General features: G+C 63.1%; 13 protein-coding genes. 10 read left to right on the top strand and 3 right to left on the bottom strand.

Going from position 1 to position 18,617, the window contains the following annotated elements; translation table 11 throughout:
• Window positions 1-3: 3 nt before the first annotated feature.
• The 8 genes from folP (at window position 4) to NXS98_RS11340 (ending at window position 10,652) form a co-directional block, all read left to right on the top strand.
• Complete coding sequence (folP, locus tag NXS98_RS11375) at window positions 4-846, top strand: dihydropteroate synthase (RefSeq protein WP_283845102.1); 843 nt, start codon at window positions 4-6, stop codon at window positions 844-846.
• Window positions 843-1,682 (top strand): diadenylate cyclase CdaA, encoded by an 840-nt coding sequence (gene cdaA, locus NXS98_RS11370; RefSeq protein WP_283845101.1) that lies wholly within the window; start codon window positions 843-845, stop codon window positions 1,680-1,682. The genes folP and cdaA overlap by 4 nt, the downstream gene beginning before the upstream one ends.
• A 4-nt stretch (window positions 1,683-1,686) precedes the next feature.
• Complete coding sequence (locus tag NXS98_RS11365; protein WP_283845100.1) at window positions 1,687-2,097, top strand: CdaR family protein; 411 nt, start codon at window positions 1,687-1,689, stop codon at window positions 2,095-2,097.
• Window positions 2,098-2,112: 15 nt separating this feature from the next.
• Entirely contained in the window at window positions 2,113-3,495 is a 1,383-nt protein-coding gene (gene glmM, locus NXS98_RS11360) for a phosphoglucosamine mutase (protein WP_283845099.1), read from the top strand.
• Between the two features lie 183 nt (window positions 3,496-3,678).
• Window positions 3,679-6,393 carry a right-handed parallel beta-helix repeat-containing protein gene (locus tag NXS98_RS11355; protein ID WP_283845098.1) on the top strand — a complete coding sequence of 905 codons (2,715 nt, stop codon included), beginning with the start codon at window positions 3,679-3,681 and terminating at the stop codon, window positions 6,391-6,393.
• Between the two features lie 186 nt (window positions 6,394-6,579).
• Complete coding sequence (locus tag NXS98_RS11350) at window positions 6,580-7,407, top strand: alpha/beta hydrolase (protein WP_283848163.1); 828 nt, start codon at window positions 6,580-6,582, stop codon at window positions 7,405-7,407.
• Window positions 7,404-9,305 carry a M48 family metallopeptidase gene (locus NXS98_RS11345; RefSeq protein ID WP_283845097.1) on the top strand — a complete coding sequence of 634 codons (1,902 nt, stop codon included), beginning with the start codon at window positions 7,404-7,406 and terminating at the stop codon, window positions 9,303-9,305. The genes NXS98_RS11350 and NXS98_RS11345 overlap by 4 nt, the downstream gene beginning before the upstream one ends.
• Window positions 9,306-9,335: 30 nt before the next feature.
• Window positions 9,336-10,652 (top strand): hemolysin family protein, encoded by a 1,317-nt coding sequence (locus NXS98_RS11340; RefSeq protein ID WP_283845095.1) that lies wholly within the window; start codon window positions 9,336-9,338, stop codon window positions 10,650-10,652.
• Here the strand turns inward: NXS98_RS11340 and NXS98_RS11335 are convergent.
• A complete protein-coding gene (locus NXS98_RS11335) occupies window positions 10,649-11,209 on the bottom strand; it encodes a YqgE/AlgH family protein (RefSeq protein WP_283845094.1) in 561 nt (186 codons plus the stop codon). The genes NXS98_RS11340 and NXS98_RS11335 overlap by 4 nt on opposite strands.
• Window positions 11,210-11,565: 356 nt before the next feature.
• Between NXS98_RS11335 and NXS98_RS11330 the strand changes: the two genes are divergently transcribed.
• Both NXS98_RS11330 and NXS98_RS11325 read left to right on the top strand, forming a co-directional pair.
• Window positions 11,566-14,799: a PAS domain-containing hybrid sensor histidine kinase/response regulator gene (locus tag NXS98_RS11330; protein WP_283845093.1), complete on the top strand. Its 3,234-nt coding sequence runs from the start codon at window positions 11,566-11,568 to the stop codon at window positions 14,797-14,799.
• Window positions 14,796-15,956, top strand: a complete 1,161-nt coding sequence (locus NXS98_RS11325; protein ID WP_283845092.1) for a response regulator — start codon at window positions 14,796-14,798, stop codon at window positions 15,954-15,956. Before NXS98_RS11330 ends, NXS98_RS11325 begins: the two co-directional genes overlap by 4 nt.
• Here the strand turns inward: NXS98_RS11325 and NXS98_RS11320 are convergent.
• Together NXS98_RS11320 and speA are read right to left on the bottom strand one after the other, a co-directional pair.
• Entirely contained in the window at window positions 15,953-16,651 is a 699-nt protein-coding gene (locus tag NXS98_RS11320) for a hypothetical protein (protein ID WP_283845090.1), read from the bottom strand. The genes NXS98_RS11325 and NXS98_RS11320 overlap by 4 nt on opposite strands.
• A 12-nt stretch (window positions 16,652-16,663) precedes the next feature.
• The gene (gene speA, locus NXS98_RS11315) at window positions 16,664-18,610 is read right to left on the bottom strand and encodes a biosynthetic arginine decarboxylase (RefSeq protein ID WP_283845088.1); all 1,947 of its coding nucleotides are present in this window, start codon (window positions 18,608-18,610) and stop codon (window positions 16,664-16,666) included.
• Window positions 18,611-18,617 lie beyond the last annotated feature (7 nt).

Raw genomic sequence — 18,617 nt, 5'->3', positions numbered from 1 at the left:
CCTATGCAATGGACGGCCCGGCAATTCACCATCACGTTTCCCCGGCCCATGCTGGTCATGGGAATTGTCAATGTGACACCGGATTCCTTTTATGACGGCGGGCGTTATTTTGGCGTGGAGGCGGCGGTGCGGCACGCGCTCGACCTGGTGGCGGAAGGGGCGGATATCCTGGACATCGGCGGCGAGTCCACCCGCCCCGGCGCCGAGCCGGTGCCCGAGGAGGAGGAGCGGCGGCGGGTGTTGCCGGTCATTGAGGCGCTGGCCGCCCGGGTGAAAATCCCCCTTTCGATTGACACGGTGAAGCCGGCGGTGGCCCGGGCGGCCATTGGCGCCGGGGCCAGCATCATCAATGACATTGCCGCCAACCGCGCCGAACCGGAGATGTGGGAGGTGGCGGCGGCCACCGGGGCGGGCTATGTGGCCATGCACATGCAGGGCACCCCCGCCACGATGCAACAGCATCCCGAATATCAGGATGTGGTGGCGGAGGTGGGCCGCTTTTTCGAGGACGTGCTCGGGCGTCTTCAGCAGGCCGGCGTGCGGCCGGAGCAGACGGTGCTGGACGTGGGCATCGGCTTTGGCAAGACGGTGGAGCATAATTTGCAGTTGCTCGCCGCGCTGCGCCAATTTAAAAGGTGGGGGCGGCCATTATTGTTGGGTGTTTCCCGGAAATCCTTTATCGGGAAATTGTTGGGGGCGGAGCCGCCGGAGCGCCTGCCAGGCAGTCTGGCCTGCGCCTGCTGGGCGGCTATGCAGGGAGTGGAAATCATCCGCGCCCACGACGTACGGGCCACGGTCCATGCAGTGCGCATGACCGAGGCGTTAATGGCCCGGCAGCTTGCATGATGGAATGGCTCTTACAACTGTGGCGGCCGGCGCTGGAAATCCTCATCCTCGCGGTGGGGATTTACTACGGCTTTGTGCTCATCCGGGGCACCAAGGGGGCGCCGGTGCTCACGGGTTTCCTGGTGTTGCTGCTGGCCCTGACCTTTATCACGGTGGTGCTCGATTTGAAGGTGTTGCGCTGGCTGCTGACCACCTTCTTCGCCTTTTTCCTGGTGGCCATTCTGATTTTGTTTCAGCCGGAATTGCGGCGCATCCTGGCCGAGCTGGGCAGCACCTCCCTGTTTGCCTCCGCCCATGAACAGCGCGAGAACATCGAAATCATTGTCAAAACCTGCGAGCGCCTGTCGGAGGCGCGCATCGGCGCGCTCATGGCCATCGAGCAATCCATCGGCCTGCACGATGCGGTGGAGTCCGGCATCACCGTGGATTGCGAGGCCACCCCAGAAATGCTGGAGACGATTTTTTTCCCCAACAACGCCATCCACGACGGCGGGGTCATTTTGAAAGGGGATCGCATTCTGTACGCCGCCTGCATCTTCCCCCTCACGCAGCAGCAGGGGTTGAGTCCCTCCCTGGGGACGCGGCACCGCGCCGCCATTGGTTTGAGCGAGGAAACCGATGCCATTGTGGTGGTGGTCTCGGAGGAGACCGGCGCCATTTCCGTGGCCTACCGCGGCCAGTTGACCCGCGGTCTGAGCCTGGAGGAGTTGCGCGCCTTTTTGAGCAACCTGCTGGTCAAGGCCAAGCCGCCCCGCTGGCTGGCGCGGGTGCGGGATTATCTGCCCCAGCGCTTCCGGCCCGCCCCGCCGGTGGCGGCCAAATCGGAGATGAAATAAGGCCATGCCGCTGCAAAAGCTCATTTTTCATAATTTCTGGGCCAAGGTCTGCTCGCTGCTGCTGGCGGTCATGATCTGGCATGTGGTCAACACCTGGCAGCAGGGGGGGCGCCTGGAACGCCCGCCGGTGGTGGCCTCCGGCGAGGTTACCTTTTACCGCCATTCCATTACGGTCATGAAATCCGCCGGTGATGAACGCGCCTTTCGCGTGACGCCCGCCACGGTGGACGTCACGCTCAAGGGCCCGGTGGAAATCATGAACAAACTTCGCAGCGGTGACATCATGGTTTATATCAATCTGGTGGACCTGGGCGACGCTCCGCCGCTGCCGCTGAAGGTCATGGTGCACCATCCGCCCGGCGTGGCGGTCACCCGCGTGGACCCGCCGGAAGTGCATGTGGCGCGCGTGCGATGAAAGGAATTGGGTTTTATGAGCAACGGCAAACGCATTTTTGGCACCGACGGCGTCCGCGGCATCGCCAACATTGAGCCGGTCACCGCGGAGACCGCCCTCAAGCTGGGCCGCGCCGCCGCCCATGTTTTCAAGAATCTGCCCGGTCCTTCGCGGGGGCGCGGCCGCCACAAAATTGTCATCGGCAAAGACACCCGCCTTTCGGGGTACATGCTGGAAAACGCCATTTCCGCCGGCATCCTGTCCATGGGGGTGGATGTGCTGTTCATCGGGCCGCTGCCCACCCCCGGGGTGGCGTATGTGACCCGCAGCCTGCGCGCCGATGCCGGCATCGTCATCACGGCCTCGCATAATCCTTACGACGACAACGGCATCAAGTTCTTCCGCGCCGACGGCTACAAACTGGATGATGCCATCGAGGCGGAAATCGAGGAGCTGGTGTTCACCGGCCGCATTGACAGCATCCGCCCCACCGCCAGCGCCATTGGCAAGGCCGTCCGCATTGACGATGCCCTGGGCCGGTACATCGAGTTTGCCAAGGCCTCCTTTCCCAAGGGCCGCACGCTGGAGGGGGTGCGCGTGGTGGTGGATTGCGCCCACGGCGCGGCCTACAAGTCCACCCCGTGCGTCCTCCGCGAGCTGGGCGCCGAGGTCATTGTGTTTGGCAATCAACCCGACGGCCTCAACATCAACCGCGATTGCGGCTCCATGCATCCTGAAAACCTGTGCGCCCGCGTGCGCGAATTCCGCGCCGATGTCGGCATCGCGCATGACGGCGACGCCGACCGCGTCCTGTTGTGCGACGAACATGGCCGGCTGGTGGATGGAGATGACATCATGGCCATCACCGCGCTGGACATGCTCAGCCGCGGCGCGCTGGTGGAGAAAACGCTGGTGGCCACCGTCATGAGCAACGCCGGTTTGGACGCCGCCATAGGCGCGGCCGGCGGGCGGGTCATCCGCACGGATGTGGGCGATAAAAACGTCATAGATGAAATGCTGCGCGGCGGTTACAACCTGGGCGGCGAGCAGAGCGGCCATTTGATTTTCCGCGACCACAGCACCACCGGCGATGGCCTGGTGGCGGCCTTGCAAGTCCTGCAGACCATGACCGCCACGCAAAAACCCCTTTCCGAGCTGGTGAAGTGCTGGACGCGCTTCCCGCAAAAAACCGTCAACCTCAAAGTGCGCGAGAAACGCCCCTTTGAAGAGCTGGACGGCGTGTGTGAGCTGGTGCGGCAGGCCGAAGCCGAATTGCAGGCCCAAGGGGGGCGTGTGCTCCTGCGCTACTCCGGCACCGAGCCGAAAGTGCGGCTTCTGCTCGAGGGCCGCGATGCCGCCGCGCTTGACCAGTGGGCGGCGCGCATCATGGAAAATCTCCGCCGCCAGATTGGCGCATAGGGGGCGCGGTGGCGCCCATCCACGGCGGGCCGTCAGCAGCAAGGCACAGGGGGCCACCAGCCTGCAATGATTTCAGCAGGTTACCGCTTTTCCCTGGCGGTCTCCGGTCATGGCCTGCGAATCCTGGGGGTTTTCGCGCTTTTGCTCTTGAGTAATACCGGGGCACGGAGAAACATCAAGGCCATGAAACTGACCCGCTGGCAAAAAAACCGGCACGGCTTTGTCCTTGTAGTTTTGGCTGTGTGCGCCACCGTGTCGTCCCTGGCCGCGCTGGATTTACACGTGGCCCCCAATGGCAATGATGCCTGGTCCGGCCGTCTCCCCAAACCCAACACCACCCGCACGGACGGCCCGCTGGCCTCGCTGGCCGGCGCGCGCGACGCCATTCGCAAACTCAAGACCGCCGGCCCGTTGCACGAGCCGGTGCGTGTGCTGGTGGCCGATGGTCGCTACACCCTCACCGCACCGGTGGTTTTCGAGCTGGAGGACAGCGGCGCGCCGTCCGCGCCCATCACCTATCAAGCCGCGCCGGGCGCGCGCCCCGTCTTCAGCGGCGGGCGGGTCATTCGCGGCTTCAAGCGCGGCGAAGGGGGCGTTTGGCAGGCGCAAATTCCTGAAGTGGCCGCCGGCCAATGGTACTTTGAGCAGTTGTGGGTGAATGGCCGCCGCGCCACCCGGGCGCGCTCGCCCAACCAGTTCTGGTTTTATCTCGCCGACGTGCAGGAGGAAACGTTGGAAGGCAGCGGCCGCCGCGCCAAACAAGCCCGGCAAACCGTCTGGATGCGCCCCGAGGACTTTCCGGCCATTGCCGGTTTGAGCGAGGAGGAACTGAAGGATGTTAATCTCGTGGTTTATCACAATTGGGACAATACGCGCCGGTTCCTGGACCGCGTGGATGCCGAGGAGAAAGCGCTCATAACCTCCGGTGAAGGCATGAAATCATGGAATCCCTGGCGCAAAAACAACGGTTATATCCTGGAAAATTACCGCCGCGCCCTGGACCAGCCGGGCGAGTGGTTCTTGGCGCGCAACGGCACGCTTGCCTACCTGCCCCGGCCCGGCGAGGACATGACCCGCGCCGAAGTCATCGCGCCCGTGGCGGAAAAATTCATCATCCTCAAAGGCGATGCGCCCCATGGACGGTATGTGGAGTACCTCAATTTCCGCGGCCTGACCTTCCATCATGGCCAATGGCTGACGCCGCCCGGCGGTTTTGAGCCGGCCCAGGCGGCGGCGCCCATCGAGGCTGTCTTCCAGGCCGACGGCGCCCGCCACATTCGCGTCGAAGATTGCGAAATCGGGCGGGTGGGCACCTACGTCATCTGGTTCCGCAAAGGCTGCCGCGACATCCTCGTGCAACGCTGTTACCTGTTTGATTTTGGCGCCGGGGGCGTGCGCATCGGCGAAACCACCATCGCCAACGAACCGGAGCGCACTTATCGCGTGACCGTGGATAACAACATCATCCGCCATGGCGGCTATATTTTTCCCTGCGCAGTGGGGGTGTGGATTGGGCACAGCGGCGACAACCGGGTCACCCACAATGAAATTGCCGACCTGTTTTACACCGGCATCAGCGCCGGCTGGCGGTGGGGTTACGCCGAGAGCCTCGCCAAGCGCAATGTCATCGCTTTCAACCATGTGCATCACCTCGGCTACTGGATGTTGAGCGATATGGGTGGGATTTACACCTTGGGGCCGTCCGAGGGCACGGTGGTCACCAACAATGTCTTTCACACCATCTACGCCTATTCCTACGGCGGCTGGGGGCTGTACACCGACGAGGGCAGCACGGGCATCTTGTTTGAGAACAACCTGGTTTATAATACCAAAACCGGCAGCTTCCATCAGCACTACGGCCGGGAAAACCTCCTGCGCAACAACATCCTGGTGAACAGTCTGCAACATCAGTTGCAAATCACCCGTGTCGAGCCACACCTGTCCTTCACCCTGGAGCGCAACATCATTTATTGGACCAACCAAAGCCCGGCCTATGCCGGCCCCTGGCACACCAATCGCCACATCACCCGCAACAACCTGTACTGGAATCCCCACCAAACCCCGAAATTCAGTGGAAAAACACTCGCCGAATGGCAGGCCACCATGGGCCGCGAGACCGGCAGCGTCATCGCCGACCCGCTGTTTGTGGACGCTGCCCGCGGCGATTTCCGCCTGCGCGCCAACTCCCCCGCGTTGCGGCTGGGTTTTCAACCGTTCGATTATACAAAGGCCGGGGTGTACGGGGATGCCGCGTGGGTGGCCAAGGCCCGCAATGCCACCTACCCGCCCATGGTGCCACCGCCGCCGCCGTCAGCCCTGGCCGTCCACGAGAACTTTGAGCGTACTGCGCCGGGCCAGCGTCCGCGGGCGTTTGGGCTCTTGGTGGAGAACAAGGGGGATTCCATTCTGGTCACTGAAGAAACCGCCGCCAGCGGCAAACGCAGCCTCAAAATCACCGATGCCCCCAACTTGCAGCATGTGTGGCAGCCCCATCTCTATCTGCAGGTGGGTTACGCCAAAGGCACCTACACCAACACGTTTGACCTGCGGGTGGAGCAGGCTTCTTACGTGGTCTATGAATGGCGCGACTGGAGCGAGAGCGACTATCGCACCGGCCCCATGGTCAGCATCCGCAACGGCCAGCTCAGCGCCGCAGGACAAACCATGTCCCTCCCCCTCAACACCTGGGTGCATCTCGAGATTATAGCGGACGTGGGCGAAAACCATTCTGGCCAGTGGCAGTTGGCGGTGACCCCCGCCGGTCAGCCCCGGCGTGAATTCAAAAACCTGAAGCACGCCAATGATAAATTCCAGAAACTGACCTGGGTGGGATTCACCAGCAATGCCAATACGCATACGGTTTTTTATCTGGATAATTTCACCTTGTCGCACAAGTAAGGGCAGGGGCAGCGGCCCAGCGCGGGCAGCATGCGCGTGCTATGCTTTTGCCATTCGGGGCGTCGTGGCGGCTGGCTGGGCTGGAATACAGCAGGGCAGGTTGCATCCAGGCAGGGATTGCGATAGGGTGGAGCCATGCGATTACCATGGTTATTTTGGCTGGCTGGCGGAATGCTCACCTGTGTCATGGCCCAAACCAATGCGCCCTTGCCTCTCTGGCCCAAGGGAGCGCCGGGCGCGCTGGGCCAGGAACCCAAGGACATCCCCACCCTGACGCCCTATCTGGCTCCAGCCGATAAAGCCACCGGCGCCGCCGTGGTGGTGTGTCCCGGGGGCGGTTATGGCGGTCTGGCTCCCCATGAAGGCCACGATTACGCGCTGTTTTTGAATCAGCAGGGCGTGCATGCCTTCGTGCTCAAGTACCGCCTGGGCACTGCCGGGTACCGGCATCCGGCCATGTTGCAGGACGTGCAGCGCGCCCTGCGCCTGGTGCGCGCCCGCGCGTCCGAATGGGGCGTGGACAAGCAGCGCGTGGGGGTGATGGGCAGCAGCGCGGGCGGGCATCTGGCCTCCACGGCGCTCACGCATTTCGACCGCGGCAACCCGAATGCCACCGACCCGGTGGAGCGTGAGAGTTGCCGGCCAGATTTGGGCATTTTGTGCTATCCGGTCATCAGCATGGGGCCGTTGACACACGCCGGGTCGAAACTGAATCTGCTCGGTCCCAATCCCGACCCAGAACTGGTGAAGCTCTTGTCCAGCGAATTGCAGGTCACGGCGGACACCCCGCCCTGTTTCATCTGGCACACGGCCGATGACGCCGTCGTCAAAGTGGAGAATGCGCTGGAGTTTGCCTCGGCCCTGAGCCGGCACAAAGTGCCCTTCGCGCTGCATATTTATCCCAAAGGCCGGCATGGGCTGGGACTGGCCGACAAACCGCCCTTTGCCCAGCCCCACCCGTGGGCGCTGGAGCTGGTGCGGTGGTTGAAAGAGCAGCAGTTCGTGAAGCCATGACCGACTTCTTCACACGGCAGGAACAGGCCCGCCGCCGCAGCGGGCTATTGCTGGTGTATTTCACGGCAGCAGTGGTGGGGACGGTGTTGCTGGTGTATCTGGTGCTGGCCATGCTCTTCACTCAGGCTGGCTCCGGGCGCGGCCAGGGTTGGTGGCATCCCCGGCTGTTCCTTGGCTCGACCGTTTTCACGGTGGTGGTCATCGGGGCGGGCAGCCTGTTTCGCATCATGGAGCTGTCCAGCGGCGGGGGCGCGGTGGCGCGCTCGCTGGGGGGACGGCTGATTTCACCCCAGACCCGGGACCCGGCGGAGCGCCGGCTGATGAATGTGGTGCAGGAAATGTCACTGGCTTCCGGGGTACCGGTGCCCGAGGTATATCTCCTGGACGAGGAAGACGGCATCAACGCTTTTGCCGCGGGCTTCTCCCCGAATGACGCCGCCATTGGCGTGACCCGCGGCTGTCTGGAATGGTTGAACCGTGACGAGCTGCAGGGAGTCATCGCCCATGAATTCAGCCATATTCTCAATGGCGACATGCGCCTGAATGTGCGTTTGATTGGCCTCGTGGCGGGCGTCATGGGGCTGGCCACCATCGGCTCGGTGCTCATGCGCGTGCGGGGGCGTGGCAAAGGGTCGGGACAAGTGGTGTTGCTGGGCCTGGCCCTGCTGGCCATCGGCTGGCTGGGCGCACTTTTCGGGCGTCTGATCCAAGCCGCCATTTCCCGGCAGCGCGAGTACCTGGCCGATGCCGCCGCCGTGCAGTTCACCCGTCTGCCGGACGGCCTGGCGGGTGCCCTCAAAAAAATCGGCGGGCTGGCGCAAGGCTCGCGAGTGGAGTCCCCGCGTGCGGGCGAGGCAGCCCATCTCTTTTTCTCCAATGCCGTCAGCGCGGGGTTGACCTCCCTGCTTTCCACGCATCCCCCTCTGGTGAAACGCATTCAGGCCATTGATCCTTCCTTTGACGGCGTGTTTCCCCCGCCCCGCAAGGAGGGACGGCTGGATACCCCCCCGCCGCCCGCGCCTACCAAAGCCCGGCCCGCGCGCCGGGGCGCCCTGCCGCCAGTTGTGCCCATTCCCGCCCCGCAAGTGCTTTCGCTGGCCGGAACCACCTCGCGGGAGCACCTTGCGCACGCCTCCAAGGTGGTGGAAGAATTGCCGGACGAAATCGGGACGGCCGTCGTGGAACCCTTCGGCGCGGCGGCCTTGGTTTTGGCGCTGTTATTGGATGAAAAGCCGGAGGTCCAACAGCGCCAGCTTGCCGCCCTGGCCCGCCACGCCGGCCGCCCGATGGCGGAAGAAGCGCGGCGTTTGTGGGAAGTTCTGCAAACCCTGCCCGCCAGTCACAAGCTGCCGCTGGTAGATTTGGCCAGCCCGGCCCTGCGCGAACTTTCCCCGGAGCAATACCAGAACTTTGTGCGCAGTTTGCAGGAGCTGATTCAGGCCGATCAGCAGGTGGACTTGTTTGAGTTTGCCCTCCAAAAGGTGGTGCGCCGGCATCTCGAACCGCATTTTGGCCCGCCGCCGCGCCGCGTGGTGCAGTATTACTCGCACAAGGGCCTGGCGGCGGAAATTGGCCTGTTGCTTTCCGCCCTTGCCCATGTGGGCCAGCGTGAGGAGAAAGCCATTCACCAGGCTTTCCAAAATGGCATCGCTCCGCTGGTGGAAAATGGCGTGTACATCCCCTTCTTTCAGTGGAAAGAATGCCATCCCGAAGCTCTGGACCGCGCCCTGGATGCCTGTCTGGCCGCCGCCCCCGGCGTGCGCCAGCGCCTGCTGACGGCCATGGTGGCCACTGTGGCGGCCGATGGCGTGGTACAACCTGCCGAGGCCGAACTCCTGCGCGCTTTTGCCGATGCCCTGGAATGTCCGCTGCCGCCTTTCCTCGGCGGCCGGAGTTGAAGCGCCTGCCACCCTCACCCCTTGCCTCCCATGACTCTGGTAATTTTGGAAATCCTGGTCATTGCTGTTCTCCTGCTGCTCAACGGGCTCCTGGCCATGACCGAACTGGCCGTGGTTTCTGCCCGCAAAGTGCGTCTGCAAGGGCTGGCCGAGCGGGGCGATGCCCGGGCCCGTGCCGCCCTGGAACTGGCCGCTTCGCCCAACCGCTTTTTGCCCACAGTGCAGGTGGGCATCACCCTGGTGGGCGTCATGGCCGGGGCTTTTGGGGGCGCCACGCTGGCGGAGCATCTGGCCGAAGGCATCCGTAAAATCAGCTTCCTGGCGCCCTACGCGCAGAGCCTGGGGCTGGGGTTGGTGGTGGTGACCCTCACCTATTTCTCGCTGGTCCTGGGCGAATTGCTGCCCAAACGCATTGCCCTCACCCAACCTGAGCGCATTGCCTGTCTCATGGCCAGACCCATGCAGGCCCTGGCCCGCCTTGCGCGGCCGGCCGTGGATGTGCTGGGCGGTTCCTCGGACGGGTTGATGCGCCTGCTGGGCATTCGTGAAACACCGCATGCGCCCGTCACCGAGGAAGAAGTCCGCGTGCTTATGGAGGAAGGGCGGCGCGCTGGTATTTTCCATCACGCCGAGCCACAAATCGTGGCGCGGGTGATGCACCTGGACCGGCTGCGCCTGAGCGATTTGATGACCCCGCGCACCCGGATTTTCTGGCTGAATCTGCAGGACACCCCGGAACAAATCTGGCACAAGGTGGTGGTCAGCGGACACTCGGTCTTTCCGGTGTACGAGCGCAGCCGCGACCAGGTGGCGGGCATCGTTACGGTGAAAGATTTATACGCTCAAATTGGCGCCGGCGTGCCCCTGCGCTTGAAAGATTTGCTGACGCTTCCCTTGTATGCCCCCTTCTCTCAGCGGGCCACCACGTTGCTGGAAACCTTCCGCAAGACCGGCCAGCACATGGCCCTGGTCACTGATGAATATGGCGGCATTGCCGGGCTGGTCACCCTCCATGACCTGATGGAAGCGGTGTTGGGGGATTTCCCGTCCGCGCAGGAGCGGAGCAAGCCTCGCGCCGTACGCCGCACAGACGGCTCCTGGTTGGTGGACGGCATGTTAAATGTGGTGGACTTGCAGCCCTGCCTGCCCGGCCTTCTTGGGGAGGAGGCCCCTGACCGTGATTGCCGGACGGTGGGCGGATGGGTGATGAAACGCCTGGGGCGGGTGCCGGCGGAGGGGGACACTTTCGTGGCGGGCGATTACCGCGTGGAGGTCCTCGACATGGACGGCCATCGCGTGGACAAGCTCCTTTTCACTCCTGTGGCCGCGCCGCCGGAAAAAAGCTAATTCCAGGAAAGGTCCTCCGGCGTCTCCGACAACAACCGGTATTCCGGCCCTTTGGCGCGCAAAATGGTCTTCCACAAATTCTCGGGCTCCGGCGTGAAAATCAGGTCCAGCGTGGCCGGATGGGTCAGCCACGCCTTGCGGCGCATTTCATCGTCCAACTGGCCGGGACTCCATCCCGCATAACCGGCAAACACCTTGACCTTTTGGGTGGGGGAGCTGGACTGCGCCAGCTCAATCAAGCTGTCCAGCGAGTGCCCCAATTCCAAATTGGGCATCACGCTGGCGTTGGGCAGGAAAATGTCCGAGTGCAGATAGCTCAGGGCATTGGTTTGCACCGGCCCGCCCAGGTACAACGTTTGCTCCTTGAGCACTTCGGGCAAATCGGCCACCAGCGCCTCACCAATCTTGGTTTGCGTGGGCCGATTCAACACCAGCCCAAAAGCGCCTTCCTCATCGTGCTGGCACACCAGCACCACCGTCCGATGAAAAAAAGACCCCCCCAACTTGCCGCCATCCAGCAGCAACTGCCCCTTCAGTGATTTGAAAGACTTGGGCATGGGCACAACGCCTTGCCAGATTACGATGCCCCAAAACCAGCCTTTTGACAATGGAGGAGTGCTGGCCGAACCGGCTCCGGGGCATCGCATTTTCTGGGGACAAGAGGCCCTTCCCCTCCTGCCAGCCCGCCACTTTTGCATGGATGGAAGAAAGCGGGAACCAAAGCGGCTGCTCCGCCTTTATTCCTCGGATGGAGCCCGGGCCCCGTTCTCGCGTGTAAGAATTTTCTGACATGGTAAACAGGTTTTTTCTGACCGGTTTTTCAGGATTTGGCGGATAAGGAAGGGCCATGGGGCTGCCGATACTCTCGTGGGGCATTCATCATATGCCTCCGTTGTGGTGATACGCATCATCCATGTCAGCTAATAAAACAGCGCAGAATGGCAGCGGGCACGAGGGCAAAAAAGCTGTGCCGGCTCCTGCGGGTGGCTCTGGCAAAGAGGCCGGTGCGGCTTCCGGGCAGGTATGGCGCTATGCCCTGCGCCGAGCTTTGTGGATGACCCTGGCCCTGGCCCTGGCAGGCATGCTGGTGGTGGGTGCGTGGCTGGGGCGGCAAGGGGAAAAAGGGGAGCTGGAAGCCGTCATCGAGCACGCCCAGTTTGCGGGCAGCATGATTAACGAAGAAATGCTGGGCCACAGTCCCAGCGCGCCGCCCGGGGATGTGCGCCTGGGATATCTCACCGATTGGCTGGGGCGGGTCAGTCAGAGCCTGAAGGGCCGTCCGCCGCTGCGTTTATGGGTTCCCGCCGGGCAGGGGTGGAAAGAATATACCCAGGACTCCACCCCGCAGATGTCCTCGCCGGAACTCAGGGCGGGGGTGCAAACGGTCATGCACTCTGGCGCACCGCTTTTGCTGCGGTGCCCCGCCTGCCAGGCCAGAGGATTGGCGCTGAATGTGCTGGTGCCGGTCATCAAACAAGACCAGGGCCGGCCGCGGGCGGTCCTGGAAATCATGGTGCCGGAAGCGTACCTGGAGGCCGTACGCTTGCAGCATCGCCTGTTGGGGGGCACGGTGGGGCTGGTGACGGGCCTGGTGGTGGGGCTGTTCCTGTTGGGCTTTCTTTACCGGCGCAAGGTGACACAAGATGTGCGCCGGCTGAATGCCGTCCTGGCGGAGGAATTGGAGGGGCATCAGCGCGCCGACGCCAGCGTGCGCAAGCTTTCCCGGGCGCTGGAAAACAACCCCATTGCTGTGATTATCACCGACGCCAAGGGATGCATTGAGTACGTGAATCCCAAGTTTGAGGAATTGACCGGCTACACCGCGGCGGAGGTGGTGGGGCAGAACCCCCGCATCCTTAAATCCGGCCTCATGCCTCCCGAGTTGTACAAGGAGCTGTGGGATTCTCTGCTGAGCCGAGGCTCCTGGGTGGGGGAGATGCTCAACCGCCGCAAAGACGGGTCGCTTTATTGGGAAATGGCCCACATATCCTCCCTGAAAAACGCCGCCGGACAGGTGACCAATTTCGTCGCCGCGATGGAGGACATCACCGAGCGCAAGCGGGCCCAGGAGGAGTTGCAGGCCGCGAAGATTGCGGCCGAAGAGGCCGCCCGCGCCAAGTCGGAATTCCTGGCCAACATGAGCCATGAAATCCGCACGCCCATGAATGGCGTTATTGGCCTGACCAGCCTGCTGGAACACACCTCGCTGACCCCGGAACAGCGGGATTTGGTGGGCAGCATTCGCTCCAGCGGCGAGGCGCTGCTGGCGCTGCTCAACGACATTTTGGATTACTCCAAGATTGAAGCCGGACGCCTGGAACTGCATCCGGAGGACTTCAACCTTGCCGATTGCGTGCGGGAGGCCCTGCAGGCGCTGGCGCCCCGGGCGGCGCAGAAAGAGCTGAACCTGGCGGCCATCCTGGAGCCGGCAGCGCCGTCGCGCGTGCGCGGGGACGCCTTGCGCTTGCGTCAAATTCTGCTCAACCTGGTGGGCAATGCCCTCAAGTTCACCACCCACGGCGAGGTGGTGGTCAAAGTTAGCGTGGGGGACCCGGAGGCGGGAAGTCAGCCCCCGGCGGGGGCTGGCGTGGTGCTGCATTTTGCCGTGCGCGACACCGGGCCGGGCATACCGCCGGAGCACATGGCGCGGCTCTTCCAAAAATTCAGCCAGGGGGATGCCTCGGTCACGCGCCGGCATGGCGGCACGGGGTTGGGGCTGGCAATCAGCAAGCGGCTGGTGGAAATGATGGGGGGGCGCATCTGGGTGGAAAGCCAGATTAACGAAGGCTCCACCTTCCATTTCACAGTGCGGTTTGAACCAGCCCTGACCCATGCGCCGGTGGAGGAACTTCCCGCCTGGCAGGGACGCACCCTGCTGCTCTTGTCGGGCAACTACACCAACCGGTTGATGGTGGAAGGAGCGGTGCAGCGGTTGGGCATGAAGATTCAAAAAGCCGCCACCGTGGATCGCATGTGGCAGATGCTCCAAAGCTCAACGCTGCCTGACTTGATATTGATTGAACCCTGGGCCTCGCCGGACCTGCTGCGCGAACTGGTGCTCGAACTGGCCGGCGCCTTGCCGCGCACGCGGCTGGCCGTGCTCACCTATCGGGAGACGGACATCAAACACATTCAACCGATGAATCTTCCCCTGGCGGGCGTGGTGTACAAACCGCTGTTAAGCACGGATTTGCCGCGCCAGTTGGCCGCGTTGTGGGAGGGCGAGTCGCGGCCGGTCATCGCCCCCGCCACTCCGGCGCTGGATGCCACCATGGCGCAGCGCCTGCCCTTGAAAATCCTCCTGGTGGATGACAACCCCATCAACTTGAAAGTGGGCGCGGGCGCCCTGGAAAAACTGGGTTACCAGCCCGACCTCGCCGCCGATGGCCTTGAGGCGCTCGAGGCGCTGGAGCGCCAGCCCTATGACCTGGTGTTGCTGGATGTGCAAATGCCCCGCTTGGACGGCCTGGAAGTGGCGCGGCGCACACGCCAGAAATTGCCGCCGGACCGCCAGCCGGTAATCATCGCCCTCACCGCTGGCGCGATGCAGGGCGACCGCGAGCGATGCCTGGCTGCCGGCATGGATGATTACTTGAGCAAACCGTTCCGGGCCCAGCAATTGCAGCAGCTTATCGAGAAATGGGCCGCCCATCTGTCCGGTGCCCACCCAACCGATTCCGCCTCTCCTGCCCCCCCAGCTCCGTCGCCCGCAACGCCTTCTGCGGCGCCCACTACAGCAGCGGCGGCATCCTCGCCCGCCAAAGCCGCCGCTCCGGCGAGCGCCGCGGGGCAGGAGGAGCCGGTGGACTTTGCCCGGCTGGCGGAAGTGAGCAATGAGGATGCCGACATGATGGCCGAGATGGGCCAATTATTCCTCGAACAGGCCGAGGAGCTGCTGGCCGGCATCAAGGAGGGAATGGAGCAAAAGGACAGTGCGCGCATCAAGGTCCATGCGCACAAGTTGCGGGGGTCTTGCGGCGCATGTGGCATGACGGCTTTGATTGAGCCGCTGGCCCAACTGGAGCGGGAGGCCCTGGCCGGCCATTGGGAGGCGGCCGCTGGCGCCTGGCAGGTGGTGCAGGCGGCGCATGACCGCGTGAAAGCTTGCCTGCAACAGCGGTTCAAATACAATCTGGTGCCGGCATGAAGCGCGTCCTCCTGGCCGATGACGACGCCCAGCTTGTTTCCCTGTGCCAACGCAAATTCGAGGCGGATGGATTTGCGGTGGAAGTGCGAACCGATGCCGGGCGGGCGGTGGAAGCACTCAAGGTCACCCCGTATGACCTCGTGGTGCTCGAGCTGGCCATGCCGCAAGGGGCCGGGTTGACGCTCCTGATTACCCTGCGCACGCAAGGCGTCAAAAAAGACACGCCGGTCCTCATTTACACCCGCTCCGAGGAGGATTATCTCCGCCAGGCCGCGCAGGCGGCGGGGGTGAGCCGCATCTTATCCAAACATTCCTGCAGCCCCGCGGAGTTGCTGGCGCAGGCCCGCGACCTGCTGGGGCTGCCGCCCTCCGTGGAGACCAGCCCCGAGGGCGCGACCAAGGGGCGGGAAGAGTTTGTCCGCCACGCGCGGCTGGCGCTCACAGTGCTGCGCAACCGTTTGCAAACCATCACCCGGCAGACGGCGGACCCCGGGGCCTTGGGCGCGGAGCTGGCCGCCGCCACGGAAAGCGCCCATGCGCTGGTCAGCGGCGCCGCGGCGGCGGGATTTCTGGTGCTGGCCCAGTTGACGGGCCTGCTGGAAGCTTTGCTGCGTGAGTTGCGCGATGCGCCGCGCAAAGTCAATCCCTCCAATCTGCGGTCTCTGGCCGTGGCACTGGATGTGCTTGGGGGGATGCTCAAACCCGAGGGCGGCTGGCTGCTGAATTTCCAACAAACACCCCTGGCGCTCATTGTGGATGACGATGTCATCAGCCGCCGGACGATGCGCGCGGCCCTCCACAAGGCGGGCCTCCGCTCCGTTGCCATTCAGGACGCCGAGAGCGCCTTGCAAATTCTGGAAGACAACGAATTTGATTTAATCCTCTCCGACGTCATGATGCCGGGCATGGATGGGTTTGCCTTCTGCGAAAAATTGCGGCAATTGCCCAAGGGCAAGCAGGTGCCGGTGGTCTTTATCACCAGCCTGTCCGGCTTTGAGGCGCGCATGCGACTGGCACTGGCGGGGGGCACGGATTTGGTGGGCAAACCGTTCTCCATGCCGGAGCTGGGGTTGCGGGCCTTGTGTTGCGTGGTGAAAGCCCAGACCGCAGGCGCGCCGGTCCAGCCGGGGCCGGCGCCCGCCGCGGTGCCCGCCTAACGGCGCGCCGAGAAGACGCTGTGCAACACGGCTTCCTTGATTTTCCACACCAGGGCCATGGTGGTGGCCACCGGCAGCAACGTGAACAGGAGAAACAGCCATTCTTGCGCCTGACCCCACTGTCCCCACGCGCGCGCGAGGCGCGCGGCGGAATCGCCGCCGTGGAACAGGTGGGGCAGCATGTTGCTCAGCGCCACGGCCAAGGGCAGCCCGGCCAGCACGACCTGATTAAGGCGGGTGAAGGTCATGGTTTCCTGGCGGAGCGCCTCCTCCGGCAGCATGGCCACCAGGCGTTGCAGCAGGTGATTGAAGTGAAACAGGAACAGCACGGCAAACACCGCCAGGAACCAGACACAGGCCGAAAAAGCGGGCACCTCAGGCAGCAATACATGCCAGTACAAGAAGGGGGAAAAACCTGTCAGCACCAGTGCCAGAGCCCGCGAGCGGTCCACGGCGCGCATCCAGATGTTTTCCTGCGGGTGAAACGCGGCCAGCAGCCAGACCCCATACAGCAGCAGGCCGGTGGTGACGGGCGGCAGAAAGGCATCGAAGACGCGCAAATCCAGGCGGGTTTTCAAACCCGTGTGCACCCCGGCAATCAACGCGGCCGGCAGCCCCCAGAATATCGCCGTTAGTCCCCGCACCAAGCGGCCCAAGGCGCGCATCAGTTCAGGGTTCGGCGTGGGGGAGGACATGCAGGGGGGCGGTCAAGGATGGAAGGAAAGGTACGTGTATTCCTTCAGGCCGCGCTCGTAATCGTCCAGCAGCCGCATCCCCTCGGAAGGTTTCATGCGGTCCGAGCGGATGGCTTCGTCAATTTGCGCCTTCATCTGGCGTTTTAGTTCGTTCTCGTCGTACTGCACTGACATCAGCGCCTGGCCAATGGTGGTGCCTTCGATGATTTCCTCGACATAGTACCCGGCCGGTTCATCGGGGTCGAGGAAGACATGGACCTCGTTGACGCGGCCAAAGAGATTATGCAAATCCCCCATGATGTCCTGATACGCCCCCATAAGGAAAATGCCCAGGTAGTAAGGCTCCGGCGTGCCATTGCCGTTGGTGTTGAGCTGGTGCAGGGGCAGGGTGTCGCGCACGTCGTTCAAATCAATGAACTTGTTAATCTGGCCATCGGAATCGCAGGTGATGTCCACCAGCGTCGCTTCGCGCGTGGGCCGTTCATTGAGCCGGTTGAGCGGCATGATGGGGAAAAGCTGCCCCAAGGCCCAGTGGTCCAGGAGGGATTGGAAGACGGAGAAATTGCAAAGATATTGGTCCCCCAGGCTGTCTTCCAGTTTGCGGATTTCCTCCGGCACATAGCCGCCGCCTTTGTAGCATTGCACGACCGCCTGGCCGATTTCCCAGAAAAGGCTTTCAATCTTGGCCTTGTCCACCAGCTCCAGCAGGCCGAGCATGAACATCTGGTGGGCGTCCTCTTTCCGCTCCAGGGCGTCGTGGAAGGCCTCGAGTTTGTTGAGTTTGTGGAGGTTTTTGCGGATGTCCAGCAGCTCGTTCACCAGCGGATGCTCGTGGTCGCCAAATTTGAAAATGGCCTGCGGGGTGACCTTGGCGATGGCCCCGAAGACCTCGAGAATCAGCACGCTGTGATGCGCCACCAGCGCGCGGCCGCTCTCGCTGATGATGTCCGGGTGCGGCACGCCCTCGTTGTGACAGACGTCGGCAATGTAATAGACGACGTCATTGGTGTATTCCTGGAGCGTGTAATTGGTGGAGCTGTCGTAGGCCGAGCGGCTGCCGTCGTAGTCCACCCCCAGCCCGCCGCCGACATCCAGGTATTGGATGTTGAAGCCCATTTTATGCAGTTTGGCGTAAAAACGGGCGGCCTCCTGCACGGCCTTTTTGACGGTGAGAATATCCGGCACCTGTGAGCCGATGTGGAAATGAATCAGCTTGAAGCAATGCGCCAGTTGCTCGTTCTTCAAGATTTGCACCGCCTCCATCAGCTCGGTGGTGCTCAGGCCAAACTTGGCATTCTCACCGGCGCTGTCGGCCCATTTGCCGGCCCCCTTGGCGGAGAGGCGCACGCGGATGCCAATGAGCGGCTCGACGCCAAACTGGCGGGAAATCTGGATGATCTGGCGCAGCTCCTCAATTTTCTCGACCACGGTGATGACGGTTTTGCCCAGTTTGATGCCGAGCATGGCCATGCGGATGAAGGCAGCGTCCTTGTAGCCGTTGCAGATAATCAAGGAGCCGGGTTGGTTCTGAATGGCCAGGCCGGCAAACAACTCCGGCTTGCTGCCCACCTCCAGCCCAAATTGAAAGGGGCGGCCCGCATCGAGGATTTCCTCCACCACCTCGCGCAACTGGTTGACTTTGATGGGAAAGACGCCGCGATAGCTGCCCTGGTAATTGTATTCCGCAATCGAGGCCCGAAACGCCGCGTTCAGCGCCTCCACGCGATGGCGGAGAATGTCCTGAAACCGCACCAGCAGTGGAAACTTCAGGCCGCGTCCCCGCGCCTCCTCGATGATGTCCGTGAGGTCCACCACCGCGCCGTTGTCCTGCAGCGGCTTGGCCACCACATGGCCGGCTTCGTTGATGTCGAAGTAATTGGCCCCCCAGCGGTGGATGTGAAAAAGCTGGCGGGCCTCCTCCAGGCTCCAGCCGTCCTGCCCGGTTTGATTCTCGCTCATGTTTTCG

The organism is Fontisphaera persica (genome assembly GCF_024832785.1).
GTDB classification, from domain to species: domain Bacteria; phylum Verrucomicrobiota; class Verrucomicrobiia; order Limisphaerales; family Fontisphaeraceae; genus Fontisphaera; species Fontisphaera persica.
This window is presented reverse-complemented; position numbering and strand designations above follow the sequence as displayed.

What these genes read in the sequence shown, in the direction of transcription:
- folP (WP_283845102.1), top strand. Translation starts at nt 4, where the DNA reads ATGCAATGGACGGCCCGGCAATTCACCATCACGTTTCCCCGGCCCATG.
- cdaA (WP_283845101.1), top strand. Translation starts at nt 843, where the DNA reads ATGATGGAATGGCTCTTACAACTGTGGCGGCCGGCGCTGGAAATCCTC.
- NXS98_RS11365 (WP_283845100.1), top strand. Translation starts at nt 1,687, where the DNA reads ATGCCGCTGCAAAAGCTCATTTTTCATAATTTCTGGGCCAAGGTCTGC.
- glmM (WP_283845099.1), top strand. Translation starts at nt 2,113, where the DNA reads ATGAGCAACGGCAAACGCATTTTTGGCACCGACGGCGTCCGCGGCATC.
- NXS98_RS11355 (WP_283845098.1), top strand. Translation starts at nt 3,679, where the DNA reads ATGAAACTGACCCGCTGGCAAAAAAACCGGCACGGCTTTGTCCTTGTA.
- NXS98_RS11350 (WP_283848163.1), top strand. Translation starts at nt 6,580, where the DNA reads ATGGCCCAAACCAATGCGCCCTTGCCTCTCTGGCCCAAGGGAGCGCCG.
- NXS98_RS11345 (WP_283845097.1), top strand. Translation starts at nt 7,404, where the DNA reads ATGACCGACTTCTTCACACGGCAGGAACAGGCCCGCCGCCGCAGCGGG.
- NXS98_RS11340 (WP_283845095.1), top strand. Translation starts at nt 9,336, where the DNA reads ATGACTCTGGTAATTTTGGAAATCCTGGTCATTGCTGTTCTCCTGCTG.
- NXS98_RS11335 (WP_283845094.1), bottom strand. Translation starts at nt 11,209, where the DNA reads ATGCCCAAGTCTTTCAAATCACTGAAGGGGCAGTTGCTGCTGGATGGC.
- NXS98_RS11330 (WP_283845093.1), top strand. Translation starts at nt 11,566, where the DNA reads ATGTCAGCTAATAAAACAGCGCAGAATGGCAGCGGGCACGAGGGCAAA.
- NXS98_RS11325 (WP_283845092.1), top strand. Translation starts at nt 14,796, where the DNA reads ATGAAGCGCGTCCTCCTGGCCGATGACGACGCCCAGCTTGTTTCCCTG.
- NXS98_RS11320 (WP_283845090.1), bottom strand. Translation starts at nt 16,651, where the DNA reads ATGTCCTCCCCCACGCCGAACCCTGAACTGATGCGCGCCTTGGGCCGC.
- speA (WP_283845088.1), bottom strand. Translation starts at nt 18,610, where the DNA reads ATGAGCGAGAATCAAACCGGGCAGGACGGCTGGAGCCTGGAGGAGGCC.